Origin of the sequence: Streptantibioticus ferralitis (assembly GCF_029223525.1) — a bacterium.
GTDB lineage: Bacteria > Actinomycetota > Actinomycetes > Streptomycetales > Streptomycetaceae > Streptantibioticus_A > Streptantibioticus_A ferralitis.
Genome location: NZ_JARHTQ010000002.1, coordinates 556,889 through 575,519, shown reverse-complemented (window position 1 = coordinate 575,519; position 18,631 = coordinate 556,889). Strand labels below are relative to the sequence as shown.

The window sequence follows — 18,631 nt, the reverse complement described above, 5'->3', positions numbered from 1 at the left end:
ACACCGATGACCGCGAATGCGACGACAAGTCAGCCGCCGGCGGTGGCCCTGGTGGGCATGGCGGTGCTGCTACCGGGCGCCCCGGACCTGGCGACGTACTGGCGGAACCTGGTCGGCGGGGTCGACGCGATCACGGACGTCCCCGAAGGACGCTGGGACGCCGAGTACTACGACCCGGACGCGGCGTCCGGACCCCCGGTGCCGGACCGGTTCTACTGCCGACGCGGCGGTTTCGTGGACGAGTTGGCCGAGGTGCAGCCGACCCGGTTCGGCCTCATGCCCAGCTCGGTGGCCGGGACCGAGCCGGACCAGCTGATCGCACTCCAGGTCGCCTCCGCCGCCATAGCCGACGCGGGCGGCCCCGACCGGCTACCGGATCGTGACCGCGTCGGGGTGGTGCTGGGCCGGGGCGGCTACGCGACGTCCGGTCTGGTCCGGCTCGACCAGCGGGTGCGCAATGCCCATCAGGTGGTGCGCACCCTCGGCGAGCTGCTCCCGGAGCTGACGCTACGTCAATTAGATCGGGTGCGCCGGGCTTTCATCGACCGGCTGGGCCCTGACCGTCCGGAGTCGGCGATCGGGATGGTGCCCAACCTGGCCGCCTCACGGCTGGCCAACCGGCTCGACCTGCGCGGCCCGGCGTTCACGGTGGATGCCGCCTGCGCCTCCTCACTGGTCGCGGTGGACCATGCGGTCGGTGAGCTGATGACGGGCCGCTGCGACGCGGTGCTGGCGGGCGGGGTACACCACTGCCACGACGTCACGCTGTGGAGCGTCTTCACGCAGTTGCGGGCGCTCTCCCCGAGCCAGCGGATCCGCCCGTTCCATCGGGGCGCCGACGGCATCCTGATCGGTGAGGGCACCGGCGTGGTCGTACTCAAGAGGCTCGCCGACGCCGAGCGCGACGACGACCGGATCTACGCGGTGATCCGCGGCACCGGTGTGGCCGGCGACGGCCGGGCGGCCGGGCTGGCAAGTCCGGATCCAGGCGGCCAGAGCCGGGCGGTGCGAGCGGCGTGGCGGATGGCGGGTCTCGACCCGACGGCGCCCGGCGCCCTCGGCCTGCTGGAGGCCCACGGCACCGCTACCCCGGCCGGGGACGCCGCCGAACTGGCCACGCTGGCCGAGGTGTTCGGCCCGGCGACAGCCCGGGGCGAGCGGGCGGTGCTCGGCTCGGTGAAGTCGATGATCGGCCACGCCATGCCGGCCGCCGGTGTCGCCGCGCTGGTCAAGGCGGCGCTGGCCGTGCACCACGGGGTGCTGCTGCCGACGCTGCACTGCGACGACCCGCACCCGGCGCTGGGCCGTACCCGGTTCCGCACCGTCGGCGCGGCGGAGCCCTGGGAGACCGGCGGTGGCTGGGAGCCGCGTCGCGCCGGGGTGAACGCCTTCGGCTTCGGCGGGATCAACGCCCATGTGGTGTTGGAGCAGGCTTCGGGCGGCGGCCCCTCCCCCGTACTGCCCGCGGCGACTGCGCCGGTGGGCTCCGGCCGGGCCGCCGCGGTGGTCGCCGAACCCGAGCGGGTGCTGCGGCTGAGCGCCGACGGGCCGGACCAACTGGCCGCTCTGCTGGGGGCCGATGACTCCGCGGTATTGGCCGCGGGCCTGCCGGACCAAGGCGGTCCCGCGCCGCGCTGCCGGGTGGCGGTCGTCGATCCGACGGCGAAGCGGCTGGAGTTGGCTCGCCGTGCGGTGTCCAGGGGGCGGGCCCTGCGCGGGCGGGGCGGCGTGTGGTTCGCGCCGCGGCCACTGTTGAACGCCGCCTCGGCCGGTCCGGGGCGCGGGCGGGTCGCGTTCCTCTTCCCCGGGCTGGAGGGCGAGTTCGCTCCCCGGGTGGACGATGTCGCCACGCACTTCGGCCTGCCGCGGCCCGGTCCGGTCGACGACCCGTCGGGGTCGGCCGCACCGGTGGGCGACGTCGGGCGGCACGGCGCCGCCGTCGTGGTCGTCGGTCGGCTGCTTGACGCGGCGCTTCGCCGGATCGGCGTCGCGCCGGACGCCGTGGCCGGGCACAGCGTCGGTGAGTGGACCGCCATGGGCGTCGGCGGGCTGTACCGCGGCGTCGCGGTGGACTCCTTCCTGGAGTCCTTCGACCCCGACGCGCTGCGGGTTCCCGGGCTCGCCTTCGCGGCGCTCGGCGCCGGCGCCGAGCGGGTGCTCGATGCGCTGGCGGTGGTCGACGGCATGTCGGACGTCGTGCTGTCGCATGACAACGCGCCGCAGCAGTCGATCGTCTGCGGTCCCGAGGAGCCCGTCGCGGACCTGGTCGGCTGGTTCCGCGCGCGCGGCGTGCTGGGCCGCCTGCTGCCGTTCCGATCCGGCTTCCACACCCCGATGCTGGCCCCGTACCTGGCACCGATCCGGCAGGTCGCCGACCGCTTCGAGGTGCACGAGCCGAGCGTGCCGGTGTGGTCCGCGACAACGGCCGCGCCGTTTCCGTCGGACGAGGCCGAGGTGCGCACGCTGTTCCTCCGCCATCTGCTGGAGACGGTGCGGTTCCGACCGCTGGTCGAGGCCTTGTACGCGGCGGGCTTCCGGGCGTTCGTCCAGATGGGCGCCGGGCAACTGGGTTCGCTGGTGGGCGACACGCTGCAGGACCGGGAGCACCTGGTGGTCGCGGCCAACTCCCCGCATCGCGACGGGCTGCCCCAGCTCCGCCGGGTCGCCGCGGCGATGTGGGCGGAGGGCGCCGAGCCGGACCATGCCGCCCTGCTGCCCGCGCGTGGCGGGGCATCGGCCGCGGCCCCGGTGCCGCCGGGGCGGTCCCATCCGGCGGTGCCGCTGGACCTCGGCGGAGCGCTCATCTCCCTGGACACGACCGTCCTCGCCACCCTCCGCGCGGAACTCGCGGCCCGGCCGCGGACGGCGCACGCCCCGGGTACGGCCGCGCCTGAACCACAGGCGTCACCGGCCGCCGCGGCCGACGGTCGCACCCGGGACCTGTCCGCGCTGTCCGACCGCTTCCCACCGGTCGCCGAACTCGACGCGCTGCTGCGTGACACCGAACGGGCGGTCATCGAGCTGATCACCGCCAGCGCCCGCACCGGTGTGGGCGCCGCACGCCCGGACCCACCGGCGCCGCCGTCCGACAGCACGCCCAGTCCGCCCGTGCGGCCTCCAAGCCGTAGAGCTGACGATGCGTCAACAACGCACACCACTCGTCTGCACATCTCGACCGAGGCCATGCCGTACCTCCTCGACCACTGCTTCTTCCGGCAGCGCCCCGGCTGGCCCGACCTGGCGGACCGCTGGCCCGTCGTTCCCGCCACCACGATCGTGCGGCATCTGATGGACGCCGCGGAGCGGGCCGTGCCCGCGCGGGTCGCCGTCGGCGTGTGCGACCTGCGCTTCGGCCAGTGGGTCCCGGCCGCCACACCGGTGGACGTGGAGATCACCTTGCGGGCCGCTCGATGCGACCGCCTCGCCGCCGCCTTCGGCGATTCCGCGCACGGCACCGTCGAGCTCGCGGACCGGTATCCGGCGCCGCCCACCCCCTGGCCGGTGGACCAAGAGGTGGAGCACCCACCGGAGTTGACAGCAGCCAGGCTGTACGCCGAGCGGTGGCTGTTCCACGGCCCGGCGTTCCAGGGGCTGACCGAGCTGACCGCTGTCGGGGACGCGCATGTGCGCGGCGTGATCCGCGCGCCTGCCGCCCCCGGTGCCCTGCTGGACAACATCGGCCAGTTGCTCGGCTACTGGATCGCGGCCACCCGCACCGAGCGGACCATCGTGTTCCCCGTCGGCATGCGGCAGCTGCGCTTCTTCGGGCCGTCGCCCCGGCCCGGCACCGAACTGCACTGCCACATCCGGGTCACCGAGCTCACCGACACCGTGCTGGGCGCCGACGCGCAGTTGCGCTGCGGCGACGCCGTCTGGGCCGAGGTGCTCGGCTGGCAGGACCGACGCTTCGACAGCTATGCGGACACCCGGCCCGTCGAACGCCGCATCGAGCTCAACACCCTCTCCACGCCGCGGCCCGGCGGCTGGGTGCTGCTGTACGAGCGCTGGCGGGATCTCGCCTCCCGCGACCTGGTCATGCGCAGGCACCTGGGCTCCGCCGAGCGGGCCCGGTACGAGCGGCTGCCACCGCGCGGCCGCAGGGCGTGGCTGCTGGGCCGGATCGCGGTGAAGGACGCCGTGCGGCGCTGGCTTTGGGAGCAGGGCGAAGGCCCGGTGTTCCCGGCCGAGATCGAGGTGCTCAACGATCCGACCGGCCGCCCCCGGGTGTCCGGGGCGCACGGCCGAACGCTCCCGGGGCTCGACGTCTCGCTTGCGCACCGGGGTGGGGCGGCGGTGGCCATCGTCTGGCCCGCCCGGTCCGGTGGCCCGGGCATCGGCATCGACGTCGAGGAGGTCGCCGAGCGTCCGACACAGACCCTGCGGGTCGCGTTCGGCCCGGCGGAACGGGAGTTGTTGGCAGCTCGGCAAGCGGCGGACGGCGGGACCGACGAGCTGTGGTTCACCCGGTTCTGGGCCGCTAAGGAGGCGGTGGCCAAGGCCGAGGGCACCGGACTGCGCGGCCGGCCACGCCAGTTCGCGGTGGTCGCCGCCGCCCCGTCCACCCTGCTGGTCACGGTCGCCGGGCCCGGTGGCCCGCGCACCCACCGGGTGCGCTGCGCCGAGGTGGGCGGCCCGCCCGGTGGGCCGGGACGCGACTACGTCGTGGCCTGGACAACCGACGAGTCCGAGAACCCCGAAGGGACCGCAGCCAAGTGACCACCAGCGAACAGGCCATGGAACCGCACCTGCCCACCGAGCAGGAGGTCCTCGGCGAGATCACCGGCATGCTGGCCGCGCTGCTCGACGGGTACGACCTCACCCCCGCGGAGATCACCATGCAGAGCCGATTCACCGACGACCTCGAACTGGAGAGCATCGACCTGGTGACCCTGGCCGAGCAGCTCCAGGCGCGCTGGGGCGAACAGGTCAACTTCGCCGAGTTCATCGCGGACATGGAGCTCGACGAGATCATTTGTCTGACGGTGGGTCAGCTCGTCGGCTACGTCGTGACCCGGCTGCGGACCGCGGAGCGGAGCTGACGTGGCCTACCTCAAGCTCAACGGACTGCGCTTCCATGTGCAGCGGCTCGCCCCGCAGGACGCGGGCCCACCCGCCGCCACCGTCGTCCTGCTGCACGGGCTGCTCACCGACAGCCTCGCCAGCTACTACTTCACCCTGGCACCCACGCTCGTAGCCGCCGGGATGGAGGTGCTGCTGTACGACCAGCGCGGCCACGGTCGCACCGGGCAGCCGCCGACCGGCTACCAACTGGAGCGGTTCGTCGACGATCTGGAATGCCTGCTGGACCGGCTGGAGTTGACCGGCCCGGTCCATCTGCTGGGCAACTCCTTCGGTGGCACGGCCGCGTTCGGCCTGGCGACCCGGCGCCCCGACCAGGTCGCGGGCCTGCTCGTCATCGAGTCCGAGCCCGCCACCTCGGCCTGGTCCGTCAAGATGGACGCCAATCTACGGCGCGCCAAAACCCAGTTGGTCCGCGAGGAGGCACTGGCCTGGATCGCGACGCGGTACAGCGAGCACACCGCTCGGCTGGCCCGCTCGGCCGGCAGGCTACTGGCCGCCACCTCGCTGGCCCGGGACCTCCCGGCCAGCCGGATCCCGACCGAGGCCGAGTTGCGTGCGATCCGCTGCCCGGTACTGGCGGTCTACGGCAAGGAGTCGGACATGGTCTCCCAGGCGGCCTGGCTGGAGGGGCTGCTGCCCGACTGCCGGAGCACCTTCGTCTCCGGGCAGGAGCACTCCGTTCTGATCGGGGCAACGGAGGCGGTGCGCCGACTCACCTTGTCCTGGCTGCGGCAGCACGGAAGCGAGCCGCGCGGCGTGGCCGCCGAACGGCTCCCGACGCGGATCCGCGACGGCAGGTCGGAGCCCGAGGGGAGCGTGCGGTGACCCGGTTCCTCTTCGTGGTTCCACCGCTGATCGGGCATGTGAACCCACTCGTGGGCGTCGCGGCGGAGCTGACCGCCCGTGGGCACGCGACGGCCTGGGCAGGGCAGCCGGAGCTGATCGCACGGCTCGCCGGTGCGCGGGCCGAGGTTTTCGCGTGCGTCGGTGTCCCGAGGACGTGGACCGACGGCGAGCCACGGCGGTCGCCGCAGTTGCGGGGACCGGCGGCGCTGAAGTTCCTGTGGGAGGACTTCCTGGTCCCGCTGGCCGAGGCGATGGCTCCGGACGTGGTCACCGCGGTGGAGCGCTTCCGCCCCGATGTGCTCGTGGTGGACCAGCAGGCGATCGCGGGCGCGTTGGTCGCCGAGCGCCTGGGCCTGCGGTGGGCCACCTCCGCGACGACCTCGGCGGAGTTCACCGGCGCGCTGGACGGCATGCCACTGGTGGACGCCTGGGTTTCCGGCCTGCTCAGCGGCTTGCGGGAGCGCGTCGGCGATCCGGAAGGGACGGCGGACCCGCGTTTCTCCCCGCACCTCATCCTTGCCTTCACCACCGCCGAACTGGCCGGTCCGGCGGCCAGAGCGCCGGGACCGATCCGCTTCGTCGGCCCTTCGATCGCGATGCGCCCCACGGCCCCGTCCTTTCCGTGGGAGTGGCTGGACCGCGATCGCGCGACCGTGCTCGTCACCCTCGGGACGGCCAACGCCGATACCGGCGCACCCTTTCTGCTGGCCTGCCGGGAGGCGATGCTGGCGCGCTCCGACAGACTGCAGGCGGTGATCGCCGACCCGGGTGGCCTGCTACCGAACCTCGTGCCCGACCGGGATGTCCTGGTGCTCCCCGTGGTACCGCAGTTGGAACTGCTGGCGCGCGCTTCCGCTGTGGTGTGCCACGCGGGCCACAACACCGTCTGCGAGGCGCTGTGGCACGGCGTGCCTGTGGTGGTCGCCCCGATCCGCGACGACCAGCCGGTGGTGGCGGGCCAGGTGGTGGCGGCCGGCGCGGGCGTACGGGTGCGCTTCGGCCGGATCACCGCGGCCCGCATCGGCCAGGCGCTGGACGCGGTACTGGACGATCCCGCACACCGCGCCGCAGCGCGGCACATCGCCGCTTCGTTCCGGACCGCGGGCGGCGCCCTCAGCGCGGCCACATATCTGGAACAGCTCCCACCAAGCCCGCGGCGCACGGACGGAAGGATGCCATGACCTCGACGGAATCAGGACGACCTGCGCGGAAGGCGACGGCCCGGGCCCAGCGGATCGCCACCCTGCGCTCCTCCTACCAGAGCGAACTGGCCGACGGCACCGGCCGGTTCTTCGAACCGCGCCGCGCGGACTGTCCGTGGTGCGGATCCACTTCGCTGCGGGTCCGGCTGCGCACCACCGACCTGCTGCAGCACAAACCAGGATCGTTCACCTTGAACGAGTGCCGCGGCTGCGGGCATGTCTTCCAGAATCCCCGACTCACCACCGCCGGTCTGGACTTCTACTACCGCGACTTCTACGACGGCCTGGGTGAGCAGCGGCTCGGCGCAGCCTTCGGGATGCGCACCGCCACCTACCGCAACCGCGCTCGGACCGTGGTGCCGTTCGCCGCCGTGCCGCACTCCTGGCTGGATGTCGGCACGGGGCACGGACACTTCTGCGAGACCGCGCACGCGATCTTTCCCGAGGCGTCGTTCGACGGACTGGACCTCACCGAGGGCGTCCAACTCGCCGAGCGGCTGGGCCGGGTGACCCACGGCTTCCGCGGCTCGTTCCCGGAACTGGCGCCCGAACTCGCCGGGCGGTACGACGTGGTGAGCATGTTCCACTACCTGGAACACACCGCCGACCCGCAAAAGGAACTGCTCGCCGCCCGCCAGGCGCTGCGCCCCGGGGGACTGCTGCTCGTCGAGGTCCCCGATCCACGGTGCCGCTACGCCCGCCTGCTGGGGCGTTGGTGGCTGCCGTGGCTCCAGCCGCAGCACCTGAACATGATGCCGGCGCCCAACCTGCGCCAGCGGCTGACCGACCTGGGCTTCACGGTTCTGCTGGAGCAGCATGACAAACCGCATGACGCGGGAGACCTGTTGGGCGCCTGCTGGCTGCTGCTGGACGCGCTCGCACCGCGGGAGGACGCTCCGTGGCTGCCGGGAACCCCGCCGGGCCGGGTACGGCGCGCATGGCGCGATCTGCTCCTGCTGACCGGCGTGCCGGTGCTGCTGCTCGCGGCGCTGCTCGACCACCTGATCGCTCCGTTCGCACACCGCGCGGGCTTGTCGAACGCCTACCGCCTGCTGGCCCGCCGCGAGGCACCGGCCGCGAGCAGGGGCGACGGGAGCCCGTAACAGGCGCCAACCCCCCTGGCCCGCACATCACACGAACGGCCCAGGAGCCGGTCAGCCAGATGACCAACCGGCATCCCCACCGTCAACGGCCTTGACATCAGGCAGACTTGGGGCTGCGGCTTCCCTGCTCACCGCGCGCCGGGCGACGGCGCTGACCACGACTACGGCCGCTCGACCGCCCCACGTCGGTAGCGCCGCCGGGGGTGCTCCTCGACCGCCCCGCGTCGGTAGCGCCGCCGGGGGTGCTCCGCTGCGCGCCGCGTTGCGCCTGCCGCCCCTTCGACTGCGCAGCCGTCTTCGCCTTGGCCTTGGGGTTCGCCTTCTGCCGTGGCTGGGCAGCGAGTTGGGGCACCTCGATCGTCACGGCCACTCCGGAAGGCTCCCGCGCTCCGGTGAGCCGGGCGAGTTCCTCGTCGCTGGACTTGATCCGCGTCGTGCGCGGGCTGATCCCCGCGTCTGCCATCAGCCGCGACATCTCCCGCTTCTGCTCGGGCAGCACCAGCGTCACCACGCTGCCGGACTCCCCCGCCCTGGCGGTGCGCCCGCCACGGTGCAGATAGTCCTTGTGGTCGGTCGGCGGATCGACGTTCACGACCAGGTCCAACTCGTCGACATGAATGCCGCGGGCCGCCACATTGGTCGCCACCAGCGCGGTGACCTGGCCGTTCTTGAACTGGTCGAGGGTGCGGTTGCGCTGCGGCTGCGAACGGCCGCCGTGCAGCGCGGCTGCCCGTACACCGTTGGTGAGCAGCCGCTTGGCGAAGCGGTCCGCCGCACGCTTGGTGTCCACGAAAAGGATCACCCGGCCGTCGCGGGCCGCGATGCGCACGGCCACCGCCTTCTTGTCTGTTTCGTCGGCGACATGCAGCACGTGGTGCTCCATGGTGGTCACCGCGCCCGCCGACGGGTCGACGGAGTGCACCACGGGGTCGGTCAGGAACATCTGAACGAGCCGGTCGATGTTCTTGTCCAGGGTCGCCGAGAAGAGCATCCGCTGCCCCTCCGGCTCTACCTGCCTGAGCAGCGCCGTGACCTGTGGCATGAAGCCCATGTCGGCCATCTGGTCGGCCTCGTCGAGGACGGTGATCGACACCTGTGCGAGCGCGCAGTCGCCGCGCTCCAGCAGGTCCTTCAGCCGTCCGGGCGTGGCCACGAGCACCTCGGCGCCGCGACGCAGGGTGCCGGCCTGCTTGGTGATGGAGAGCCCCCCGACGACCGTGGCCATCCGCAGGTTCACCGCCGTAGCGTATGGCGTGAGGGCGTCGGTGACCTGCTGCGCGAGCTCACGCGTCGGCACCAGCACCAGCGCGAGCGGTGCCTTGGGCTCGGCGCGGCGGCCCGCCGTGCGGGCGAGCACTGCGAGGCCGAAGGCGAGTGTCTTGCCCGAGCCGGTGCGTCCCCGGCCGAGGATGTCACGTCCGGCGAGGGAGTTCGGCAGTGTCGCGCCCTGGATCGGGAACGGTGAGGTCACGCCCTGGGCCGCAAGGGTCTTGGCCAGGGCGGCGGGCATGTCCAGGGCGTCGAAGGTCTCGACGGCAGGCAGTGCGGGGGTGACGGTTTCCGGCAGCGCGAATTCCTGCGGGGGCGTGACCTTGCGGGCGGGGACACTGCCGGTACCCGTCGTGGAGCCCTTCGCACGGGCCCTGCCACGCGGATTGGCCGGTCGCTTGCGGGCATGGCGTTCGGATCGGGTCATCGAGAAAAACCTTCCTGGGCCTCACGGACAGCAAGAGCCGGGACGCACCGTGAAGGTGCGGCCCCCGGCTCCACGGGGCACGTGCCTGAATCAGGCGGGGACGATGTTCTCCGCCTGCGGGCCCTTCTGGCCCTGCGTGACGTCGAAGGAGACCTTCTGGCCCTCGTGGAGCTCACGGAAGCCCGAGGTGGCGATGTTGGAGTAGTGCGCGAAGACGTCGGCGCCGCCGCCGTCCTGCTCGATGAAGCCGAAGCCCTTTTCCGCGTTGAACCACTTCACGGTGCCGGTAGCCATGTCGCTCTCCTGGATAGGTGGGCCCCATCCGGAGATGCCGGAAAACAGTAATGCGCCTGCGGCGGACTCCGGCCGGGCGCGCAAAGTTCATGGGTACCAGAAAAATATCAACGCCAGGGTAGCAGGCGTTGAGTAAACCGTGCCCTCCAACGGCTGGGCGGTCGTCTTGCCAGGACAGTCCCCGACACGCCGCGGGTTCGGCATCGTGGGGCCGGGGGCGGCATGGCCCGTGGCCGGCACGGCCGACTCAGGGGTGGGCGAGTTCCAGGACGGCGATTCCGGCGAGGACGGTGGCACTGGCTGTTATGCGCCGGTAGCCGAGGCGTTCCCGGAAGACCAGTGTGCCGATCAGGGCGGCGATGACGATGCTCGTCTCGCGCAGGGCCGCGATGGTGGCCAGGTTGCCGCGGGCCTGCGCCCACACCACCAGCCCATAGGCCAGCAGGGACAGCATCCCGCCGGTCAGGCCGCGCCCGTACAGCGGCCGCAGCTGGTCGAGGAGGGCGCGGCCCCGCCGCGCCCAGGCGATCAGCGGCAGAACAGGTCCCTGGCACAGGAAGAGCCAGGCGATGTAGCCGGTGACGGTTCCCGAGTGCCGCACCCCGCTGCCGTCGACGACCGTGTAGGAGGCGATCACCACTCCGGTGCCCAAGGCGGCCGCCAGGGCGGGGAGTTGGTCCCGGCCGGGCATGCCGTCCGCCAGCGCCAACCCGGCCAGGCCGCACGAGATCACCACCACCCCGACGATGTCCTGGGCCGGTAGTGACTGGCCGAGCACGGCCATGGACACCACGGCCACCAGCAGCGGTGAGGCGCCGCGGGCCATCGGGTACATCTGCCCGAAGTCGCCGAGCTGGTAAGCCCGCAGCAGCAGGACCTGGTACACGACCTGCAACGAGGCCGACGCGGCGATGAACGGCCACGCCGCCGCGTCCGGTACCGGCGTCAGGCAGACCATGACGGCGGCGCACCCGGTGTAGGCGAGGCTGATCAGGGTGAACCCGACGAACTTGTCCTTGATCCCATGTGCCACCCCGTTCCACACGGCGTGCAGCACCGCCGCGGCCAGCACCACGGCGGGCACGGCGGCCGTGCCCGCCGATGACGCCAAGACCCCGGGCATGGAACGCTCCCCCACTGACGATACGGAATGGAATTCCACGCTACCCTAGCCGCATGGAAGAAGATTCCGTAGAGGTGCGGCAGCTCGCGGCCCACGTCCGTGCGCACCTGTCCGACCTGCGCGGCGCCGAGGCGCGTGTGGCGCAGGTCATCCTCGAAAAGGGCGCGGACCTGGTGCATCTGAGCGTCAGCGATGTCGCCGCGCTCGCCCGCACCGCACCGTCATCCGTCGTCCGCGCCTGCCAGCGCCTGGGCTTTCGCGGCTATCAGGAACTGAAGATCGCCGCGGCACGCCAGGCCCCCGCTCCCCGGCCCTCCCACGACCAGGACCCCGCCGCCCGCGCCCTCGCCGACACGGTGCAGGCCGCACGGGAAGCCCTCGACGGACTGGCCGGCACTCTCCCGGTGGAGCGACTGCGTGAAGCGGCGCGAATGCTTCACTCGGCAAGCCACATCCTGGTCGTGGGGGCGGGGCTGTCCGGTGCCGTGGCCGTGGACGCCGCCTATCGGCTCCGCGCGCTGGGTTCCGTCGTCGACGCGCCGGCCGACCCCATCACCGCCCAACTGGCCGCCGCCCAACTCCCCCCGTCCGCCGTCTGCCTGGCCGTCAGCCACACCGGCGCCACCCGCAGCACGGTCGACATCGCCCGCCGAGCCCGCCGGGCAGGCGCGGACGTCATCACCCTCACCAGCTACGCCCGCTCCCCCCTGAGCGACACCAGCACCTGCACCCTGGTCGCCGGCGGCCAGGACCTCGTCTTCGGACTCGAGACCGTCGCCAGCCGCCTGGCCCACCTGGCCGTCATCGACGCGCTGGCCCTGACGCTGCTGGCAATCCGTGGAGCCGCTGCCGAGGAGTCGCTGCGTCTGTCGGCGGATGTCACGGCCGACCACGCCTACTGACGCCACGGCAACGAGCTGGGCCGGCGGCGCGGTGCGTAGCGCACCCACTTGTCGGCCGAGCACCGTCAACGCGCGATCAGGTACCGGCTGCCCGACCGCATGAAGGCGCGACGCTAGGGTGGCTGGAACGGGGGTGCGTGTCCCCGCCCCTCGACCACCAACGGGGACCAGCGGACGACGAGGAAAGACCAGTGGAGCAGGAAATAGCGCGGGCCGCCGCCGTGCGCATCGAGGGCTTGTGGAAGCAGTTCGGACAGCAGGTCGCGGTCGCGGGGATCGATCTGGAGCTGCCGGCCGGCCAGTTCATCGGGCTCGTCGGGCCGAACGGGGCCGGTAAGACGACCACGCTGTCCATGGTCACCGGGCTGCTGCGCCCGGACTCGGGGCGCGTCGAGATCGGCGGCAACGACGTATGGCGCGATCCGGTGGCGGTCAAATCCAGAATCGGTGTGCTGCCCGAGGGACTTCGGCTGTTCGAGCGCCTGTCGGGACGAGAACTGCTCGCCTACACCGGGCGGCTGCGCGGACTGCCCGGCGACGAGGTCGACAAGCGGGCCGCCCAGTTGCTGGACGTGCTCGATCTGGCGGTGGCGCAGAACAAGCTGGTCGTCGACTACTCGACGGGTATGCGAAAGAAGATCGGGCTCGCCGCCGCACTGTTGCACAACCCCGAAATCCTGTTCCTGGACGAGCCGTTCGAAGGCGTGGACCCGGTGTCGGCGCAGACGATCCGCGGGGTGCTGGAGCGCTACACCGCCTCGGGCGCGACCGTCGTCTTCTCCAGCCATGTGATGGAGCTGGTCGAGTCACTGTGCTCCTGGGTCGCGGTGATGGCCGCGGGTCGCATCCGCGCGCAGGGCACCCTCGCGGAGGTGAGGGGCGACGCGGCGAGCCTGCAGGACGCCTTCCTCCAACTGGTCGGCGCCCAGGGCCGGGCGACCGGCGACGACCTCAACTGGCTGGGTGGCGGCGCCCGATGAACACCACCGCACCACTTCCTGACACTCCGGTGGCCGCGGGCTCCGTCACCACCGCGCCGGTCCCCGCCGTCACCGCCGTCTTCGTCCGGCTCAAGCTGTCGCTGCTGCTCAACGGACTGCGTCAGTCGCCCGGCCGCAAGAGTGTCTACGTCATCTCCATGATCCTCGTGGCCCTCTTCGCCACGCTCCAGTTGCTGGGCCTGATCGCGCTGCGCGGCAACGCGCACGCGGCCGCCGTCACCACGCTGCTGGCAACGCTGTTCGCGCTCGGCTGGGCGGTCATGCCGCTGTTCTTCTCCGGCGGTGACGAGACGCTGGACCCGACCCGGCTGGTGATGCTGCCGCTGCGGCCCACTTCGCTGGTGGCCGCGTTGCTCGTGGCCTCGCTGATCGGCATCGGGCCGGTGTTCACGCTCGCGATGATCGTCGGTTCCGTGGTGGCGACCGCACACGGAGCTGCGGCCGCGGCCGTCGCGGTACTGGCGACCGTACTGATCCTGCTCGTGTGCGTGGCGCTGGCACGGGCCGTGGCGACCGCCAATGTCCGCCTGCTGACCAGCCGCAAGGGCCGCGATCTGGCGGTGCTCAGTGGCCTGATCATCGGCGTGGGCATGCAGTTCGTGAACGTCGGCATGCAGAAGCTGAGCGGTGCGGGCGGTCTGAGCTCGCTGGAGCCGGTCGCGCAGGTGCTGCGCTGGGTGCCACCGGGCTCGGCGATGGACGCGGTACGGGCCGCGAGCGACGGCTCGTACGGTGCGGCCGCCGGGGAACTCGCGCTTACCGCGGCCCTGTTGGCGGTGCTGCTGTGGTGGTGGCAGCGGTCCCTCACCAGGCTGATGACCTCGCCGGACTCCTCCACCCTCCAGGCCGCCACCGACAGCGGCTCGACGCGCGGCGACGCCACGGGCCAGGCCCGCCTGGTGCCGGGCGGGCGCACCGGTGCGGTCATGCTGCGGTCGTGGCGCTACATCCGACGGGACCCGAAGACGAAGGCCGCGTTGATCTCCTCGCTGGCGATCGGCCTGCTGATGCCGGTCATCAACGCCGTGCAGGGGCGTGGCTCGATCTACTACGCGTTCTTCGCGGCAGGCCTGCTGGGCATTCAGATGTACAACCAGTTCGGGCAGGACACCTCCGCGTTCTGGATGGTGCTCCAGACGATCGCCTCGCCACGCGACGCCTTCGCCGAACTGCGCGGCCGAACGCTCGCGCTGTCCGTGATCGCGGTGCCGTACGTCACGGCGGCGGTCGTCTTCACCGCCGCGTTCACCGGCGACTGGCAGGCCCTGCCGGAGGTGCTCGGGCTGTCCTACGCCCTGCTCGGCGCGATGTTCGGCACGGGCGCGGTCACGTCCGTGACGTTCCCGTACACGATCCCGCAGGAGAACGGCTTCAAGAACGTCGCGCCGGGGCAGGTCGGGATCGCCTGGCTGTCGCTCTTCGGCGGGCTGATCGTGGGCGGGATGCTGTGCTCGCCGCTCATCGCGCTGGCGGTCTGGCTGCACCTGTCGGGCACGCATGCGCTGCTGTGGCTGCTGACGCCACTGGGCGCGGTGTACGGGGCCGGGATCGCCTACCTCGGGCTGCGGGTGGCCGCGCCCCGGGTCGCGGCGCGGCTTCCGGAGATCCTGCTCGCGGTGAGCAAGGGCTGAGTCCTCTCTGAGCACCCGTTCGGGCGCATCGGCGCAGTGCGCCCTTCCCGGCGCGGTCCGGGCGGGGTTGACTGTGCCGGTACCGCGAATCGGCTCCTTCCAGAGGGAGGTTGTCATGGGTGCTCATGAGAAGCCGCCGCCGGATCCGGGTAAGGGCACTCCACCGCCGGGGAACTCGGACGGGCAGGTGCCGCCTCCCGCGCCGTCTGACGGCAAACACAAGAAGTGACGCAGGTGGCCGCGGAGTTCGCGAGTCAACGTCGGCGGCTGGCGGACACGATGGACAAGCGGGGCGACTGGCCCGGTCGTTCCCCGTGGATCCGCCAGGCCGTCGAGGCGCTGCCCCGGCACGAGTTCGCCCCCAGCAGGCTGTGGGACTGGGACGGCCACGCTTATGTCCCCGTGGACCGCGAAGCCGACCTCGCCCGGTGGACCGGCCTGGTGTACGCGGGACCCGATGATGCCGCCGTCACCCAGGTCACCGAGGGTCTGCCCTCTTCCAGCCTGTCGTGCCAGGGCGTGGTGGTGGACATGCTCGACTCACTGCTGCTGGAACCCGACCATCGGGTACTGGAGTTGGGCGCGGGTTCGGGCTGGAACGCCGCGCTCCTGGCTTGTCGGGCGGGCCCGGGGAGGGTGACCTCCGTGGAGGTCGACCCCGGTTTGGCCGCGGCGGCGCGGCAGCGCCTGGACGCCGCGGGCGCCAAGGTGTCCGTTCAGGTCGCCGACGGTATGGCGGGCTGGGCCGAGGGGGCGCCGTACGACCGGGTGATCGCCACCTTCGCCGTCGATCGGATCCCGTGGGCATGGATCGAGCAGACGCGTCCTGGCGGGCGGATCGTCACACCGTGGGGCCGGTTGGGACATGTCGCGCTCACCGTCGCCGACGACGGCCGGTCCGCAACGGGTTGGGTGCAGGGCCTGGCGCAGTTCATCGCCGCCCGGGCAACGGATTCCGGCCGCGGATTCCGCCAGGTGCGCGGCAACGGTCCGGTCGAGGACGAGCAGGCGGTGACGCGGGACCTGTGCCCGCTGCGCGACGATGTACATCTGCGGTTCGCACTGCGGGTCCAGCTGCCCGACGTACGGATCATGACCGCGGTGGACGGCGACGGCGTGAACGCGTGGATCCACGACGGCACGTCGTCCTGGGCGGCGCTGTCGGCTGTCCGCGGCGGCCGCACGGTCGCCTACCAGGGTGGGCCGCGCCGCTTGGCCGATGAGGTGGGGCGGGCGTGGGACTGGTGGCGGGACGAGGGCTGTCCGGAGCTGTACGACTTCGGAATGACGGTGGAGTGGGACCGGCAGTTCGTGTGGTGCCGGGACCCGGTCGCCGGTCCGCGCTGGTCGGTGCGCGCTTCGGGTGCGGTGCGCGCTTCGGGTGCGGTGCGGCCACCGGACTCCAGGAGAGCGGGACCGGCCTCCGTACAGGCGCGTCACGCGGTCTCGGCCGCGCTTCCGGATTCCCCCGGGAAGACCAGCGGCGCGTAAGCCGTCTCATCGAACTCGTGGAGCGCGGGCATATTTGCGCTGGTTCCGGTTGTTGACCGAAGGTACATCGTGGTCGTGGGCGGTGGATCTGCCCCGGCCGCGATCGATGCCGGCAGGACTTCGACGATGGGACGTCAGCATGCCTCTTGAGGGTGAGTACGAGCCGAGCCCCGAGCAGTGGGTACGCGATCAGGTCGCGCTGTACGAGAGCTCGGGCGGCACGGAGGGAACGACGATGCGCGGCCTACCCGTCGTCATTCTCACGACCCGGGGCGCGAAGAGCGGCAAGATCCGCAAGAGCCCGCTGATGCGGGTGGAACACGAGGGTGAGTACGCCGTGGTCGCCTCTGTGGGCGGTGCGCCCAAGCACCCGGTCTGGTACCACAACGTCGTCGCCGACCCCCATGTGGAACTGCAGGACGGCCCCGTCCGCCAGGACATGACGGCCCGCGAGGTCACCGGGGAAGAGAAGGCCTTGTGGTGGGACCGCGCCGTCGCGGCGTTCCCCAACTACGCCGACTACCAGAAGAAGACGGACCGCGAGATCCCCGTCTTCGTCCTGGAGACGGCTACCACCGGTCACTGACCAGGGGCCACTGTGCCCCATGGATGCGGCTGACACCCGGATCCGTGGGGCACAGGTGTGGGCGCCGCGGCAGCCAGTCGGCGCAGAGCACTCCGTCCCACCCCCGCACGCCCGCCACAACACATCAGCGGGACAACTCCCATCGCACATCAGGAGTTGATACCAAAACCCCTCCTCGCACTGCCGTAACGCGGACTGGGAAGTCGAACTCCCGTACAGCGGCCGGCCGCCACCCGGTACATTCATCGCACGCGTGTACCCACCGCGTTCAGCACAACGAGGATCTACGTGACCACACCCACTCCGCCGTTCGCCGACAACGTTCCCCCGTCGCCGACGGGTTCGGCCTACGCGCAGCCCTATGCGCCAGTTCCGCACCCAGCCCCGTACGGGCATCAGCCGGCGCAGCCCAACCCGTACGCGTCAGGTGGCTACGGCCGGCAGGCGGCCCCGGCGCCCGCTCCCGCGCATGGCACCGCGGGGCAGCACGTCTGCCGGATCTGCGGCGCCTTCCCGGCGGTCGACGCGACCGTCCGCCGCCACCAGGGAATGCTCCTGATGATGCGCTTCGTCCACCTGAAGGGTCCGTTCTGCCGCACCTGCGGTACCGCGGTCTTCCGCGACATGACCACCAAGACGCTGTGGCAGGGCTGGTGGAGCCCGTTCTCTCTGGTGGCGATCAACCCGATCACGATCATCATCAACCTCATCGCCCGCTCCAGGATCAACAAGCTTCCCCAGCCGGTGCCGGGCCAGCCTGGTGCGCAGTTGAACCCGGGTAAGCCGATGACGAGCCGTCCGGCCGTCCTGGTGGTACTCCTCCCCCTGGCGTGGTGGATCGGGCTGATCGTGCAGATCATTCGCCACTCGTGACGTCTCGTCCGCGCCGCCGGGGTTGGGCTCCGGCCCCCCCGGGACCGTGGGATAGCGCGTAAGCCATCGCGTTGGTGTGCCCAAGCGGCGCAGTGACGCCCCTTGTTCGCCCCGCGGCAGCCAGCGCCGCTCCGTCAGGCGTCGTCCTCGGCGATGGCCCAGCTCGGGCGGGTGACCGGGGCGCGGTGCCGCTTCGGGCTCACCAGAGCGTTGCCGTCGGGTGAGCCGTTGGCAGGTCCCGGGCGCTGACGGCCGGTCAGGGGCCGGGTGGTCCCGGCGCCGCCGCGGATGGACCGCACTGGTGCGCTCGGCGCGGGCAGTGGGTCCACGGGCCAGGCACGGAATTCGCCGGAGCCGCGGGCCGGGGAGAGCTGAGACGCCTCCTGGTGGGATATCCCGAGCAGTCTGCAGGCGTCGCCCTGGCTCATCCCCAGGTCCTCAAGGAGCGCGCGCACGGCGTCCGCCACGGCCTGCTCCTCAGCACTCGCCGCCGCGGCACGGCGCCTTCGTGCCTCCCGCACGCTCTGCATCAGTGCTGCGATCTGCGGTACCACCAGGTCCACGGCGACCGTCTCCGGTGGCATACGCAGCGCCTCGGCGATGGCGTCGCGCGCCATGCCCTCGGCCTCGTCCAGGGTGCGGCACTGGGTGTAGATGGTGAGTGCGGGAATATCGACGGCCCACCATCGGCCGATTCTGTGGAGCCGGACTTCGTAGCGAGTGCTCATAGGGGTTCGACCTCCTCCTTGATGGTGTCCCGGCGGCGGATTTCGGCGATCTCGGCGGCTCGCGGCACCTACT

Annotated in this window: 15 protein-coding genes; 11 read left to right on the top strand and 4 right to left on the bottom strand. The window is 71.9% G+C overall.

All coding sequences use genetic code 11. From position 1 onward, the window contains the following. The first annotated feature begins 6 nt into the window (after window positions 1-6). Genes P2L57_RS05510 through P2L57_RS05490 form a run of 5 tightly spaced genes read left to right on the top strand, consistent with a single transcriptional unit; the run spans window position 7 to window position 8,233 of the window. Window positions 7-4,716, top strand: a complete 4,710-nt coding sequence (locus P2L57_RS05510) for a type I polyketide synthase (RefSeq protein ID WP_275809051.1) — start codon at window positions 7-9, stop codon at window positions 4,714-4,716. 17 nt (window positions 4,717-4,733) lie between these two features. Next, window positions 4,734-5,039, top strand: a complete 306-nt coding sequence (locus P2L57_RS05505; protein WP_275809217.1) for an acyl carrier protein — start codon at window positions 4,734-4,736, stop codon at window positions 5,037-5,039. Between the two features lies 1 nt (window position 5,040). Then, on the top strand, window positions 5,041-5,907 hold the full coding sequence (locus tag P2L57_RS05500; RefSeq protein WP_275809049.1) for an alpha/beta fold hydrolase: 867 nt from the start codon (window positions 5,041-5,043) through the stop codon (window positions 5,905-5,907). After that, on the top strand, window positions 5,904-7,109 hold the full coding sequence (locus tag P2L57_RS05495; protein ID WP_275809047.1) for a glycosyltransferase: 1,206 nt from the start codon (window positions 5,904-5,906) through the stop codon (window positions 7,107-7,109). The genes P2L57_RS05500 and P2L57_RS05495 overlap by 4 nt, the downstream gene beginning before the upstream one ends. Next, window positions 7,106-8,233 carry a class I SAM-dependent methyltransferase gene (locus P2L57_RS05490; protein ID WP_275809045.1) on the top strand — a complete coding sequence of 376 codons (1,128 nt, stop codon included), beginning with the start codon at window positions 7,106-7,108 and terminating at the stop codon, window positions 8,231-8,233. Before P2L57_RS05495 ends, P2L57_RS05490 begins: the two co-directional genes overlap by 4 nt. 97 nt (window positions 8,234-8,330) lie before the next feature. On the opposite strand, the gene P2L57_RS05485 is transcribed toward P2L57_RS05490, so the two are convergent. The 3 genes from P2L57_RS05485 to P2L57_RS05475 all read right to left on the bottom strand — a co-directional run bounded on the left by P2L57_RS05485 (window position 8,331) and on the right by P2L57_RS05475 (window position 11,346). Beyond that, a complete protein-coding gene (locus P2L57_RS05485; RefSeq protein ID WP_275809042.1) occupies window positions 8,331-9,929 on the bottom strand; it encodes a DEAD/DEAH box helicase in 1,599 nt (532 codons plus the stop codon). A 90-nt stretch (window positions 9,930-10,019) separates the two neighbouring features. After that, the gene (locus P2L57_RS05480) at window positions 10,020-10,223 is read right to left on the bottom strand and encodes a cold-shock protein (RefSeq protein WP_275809039.1); all 204 of its coding nucleotides are present in this window, start codon (window positions 10,221-10,223) and stop codon (window positions 10,020-10,022) included. A 247-nt stretch (window positions 10,224-10,470) separates the two neighbouring features. Further along, window positions 10,471-11,346 (bottom strand): EamA family transporter, encoded by an 876-nt coding sequence (locus P2L57_RS05475; RefSeq protein ID WP_275809035.1) that lies wholly within the window; start codon window positions 11,344-11,346, stop codon window positions 10,471-10,473. A 53-nt stretch (window positions 11,347-11,399) separates the two neighbouring features. On the opposite strand from P2L57_RS05475, the gene P2L57_RS05470 reads away from it, so the two are divergent. The 6 genes from P2L57_RS05470 to P2L57_RS05445 all read left to right on the top strand — a co-directional run bounded on the left by P2L57_RS05470 (window position 11,400) and on the right by P2L57_RS05445 (window position 17,830). Beyond that, window positions 11,400-12,248, top strand: a complete 849-nt coding sequence (locus P2L57_RS05470) for a MurR/RpiR family transcriptional regulator (RefSeq protein ID WP_275809032.1) — start codon at window positions 11,400-11,402, stop codon at window positions 12,246-12,248. A gap of 191 nt (window positions 12,249-12,439) precedes the next feature. Then, on the top strand, window positions 12,440-13,228 hold the full coding sequence (locus tag P2L57_RS05465) for an ABC transporter ATP-binding protein (RefSeq protein ID WP_275809029.1): 789 nt from the start codon (window positions 12,440-12,442) through the stop codon (window positions 13,226-13,228). Further along, a complete protein-coding gene (locus P2L57_RS05460; protein ID WP_275809026.1) occupies window positions 13,225-14,880 on the top strand; it encodes a transporter in 1,656 nt (551 codons plus the stop codon). Before P2L57_RS05465 ends, P2L57_RS05460 begins: the two co-directional genes overlap by 4 nt. A 234-nt stretch (window positions 14,881-15,114) precedes the next feature. Beyond that, window positions 15,115-16,371 carry a methyltransferase domain-containing protein gene (locus P2L57_RS05455; protein WP_275809023.1) on the top strand — a complete coding sequence of 419 codons (1,257 nt, stop codon included), beginning with the start codon at window positions 15,115-15,117 and terminating at the stop codon, window positions 16,369-16,371. 139 nt (window positions 16,372-16,510) lie between these two features. Beyond that, on the top strand, window positions 16,511-16,957 hold the full coding sequence (locus P2L57_RS05450; RefSeq protein ID WP_275809020.1) for a nitroreductase family deazaflavin-dependent oxidoreductase: 447 nt from the start codon (window positions 16,511-16,513) through the stop codon (window positions 16,955-16,957). A 288-nt stretch (window positions 16,958-17,245) separates the two neighbouring features. Continuing rightward, complete coding sequence (locus P2L57_RS05445) at window positions 17,246-17,830, top strand: hypothetical protein (RefSeq protein ID WP_275809015.1); 585 nt, start codon at window positions 17,246-17,248, stop codon at window positions 17,828-17,830. Window positions 17,831-17,964: 134 nt separating this feature from the next. Here P2L57_RS05445 and P2L57_RS05440 read toward each other — a convergent pair whose 3' ends face one another. Next, the gene (locus tag P2L57_RS05440) at window positions 17,965-18,558 is read right to left on the bottom strand and encodes a type II toxin-antitoxin system HicB family antitoxin (RefSeq protein WP_275809011.1); all 594 of its coding nucleotides are present in this window, start codon (window positions 18,556-18,558) and stop codon (window positions 17,965-17,967) included. Between the last annotated feature and the right edge of the window lie 73 nt (window positions 18,559-18,631).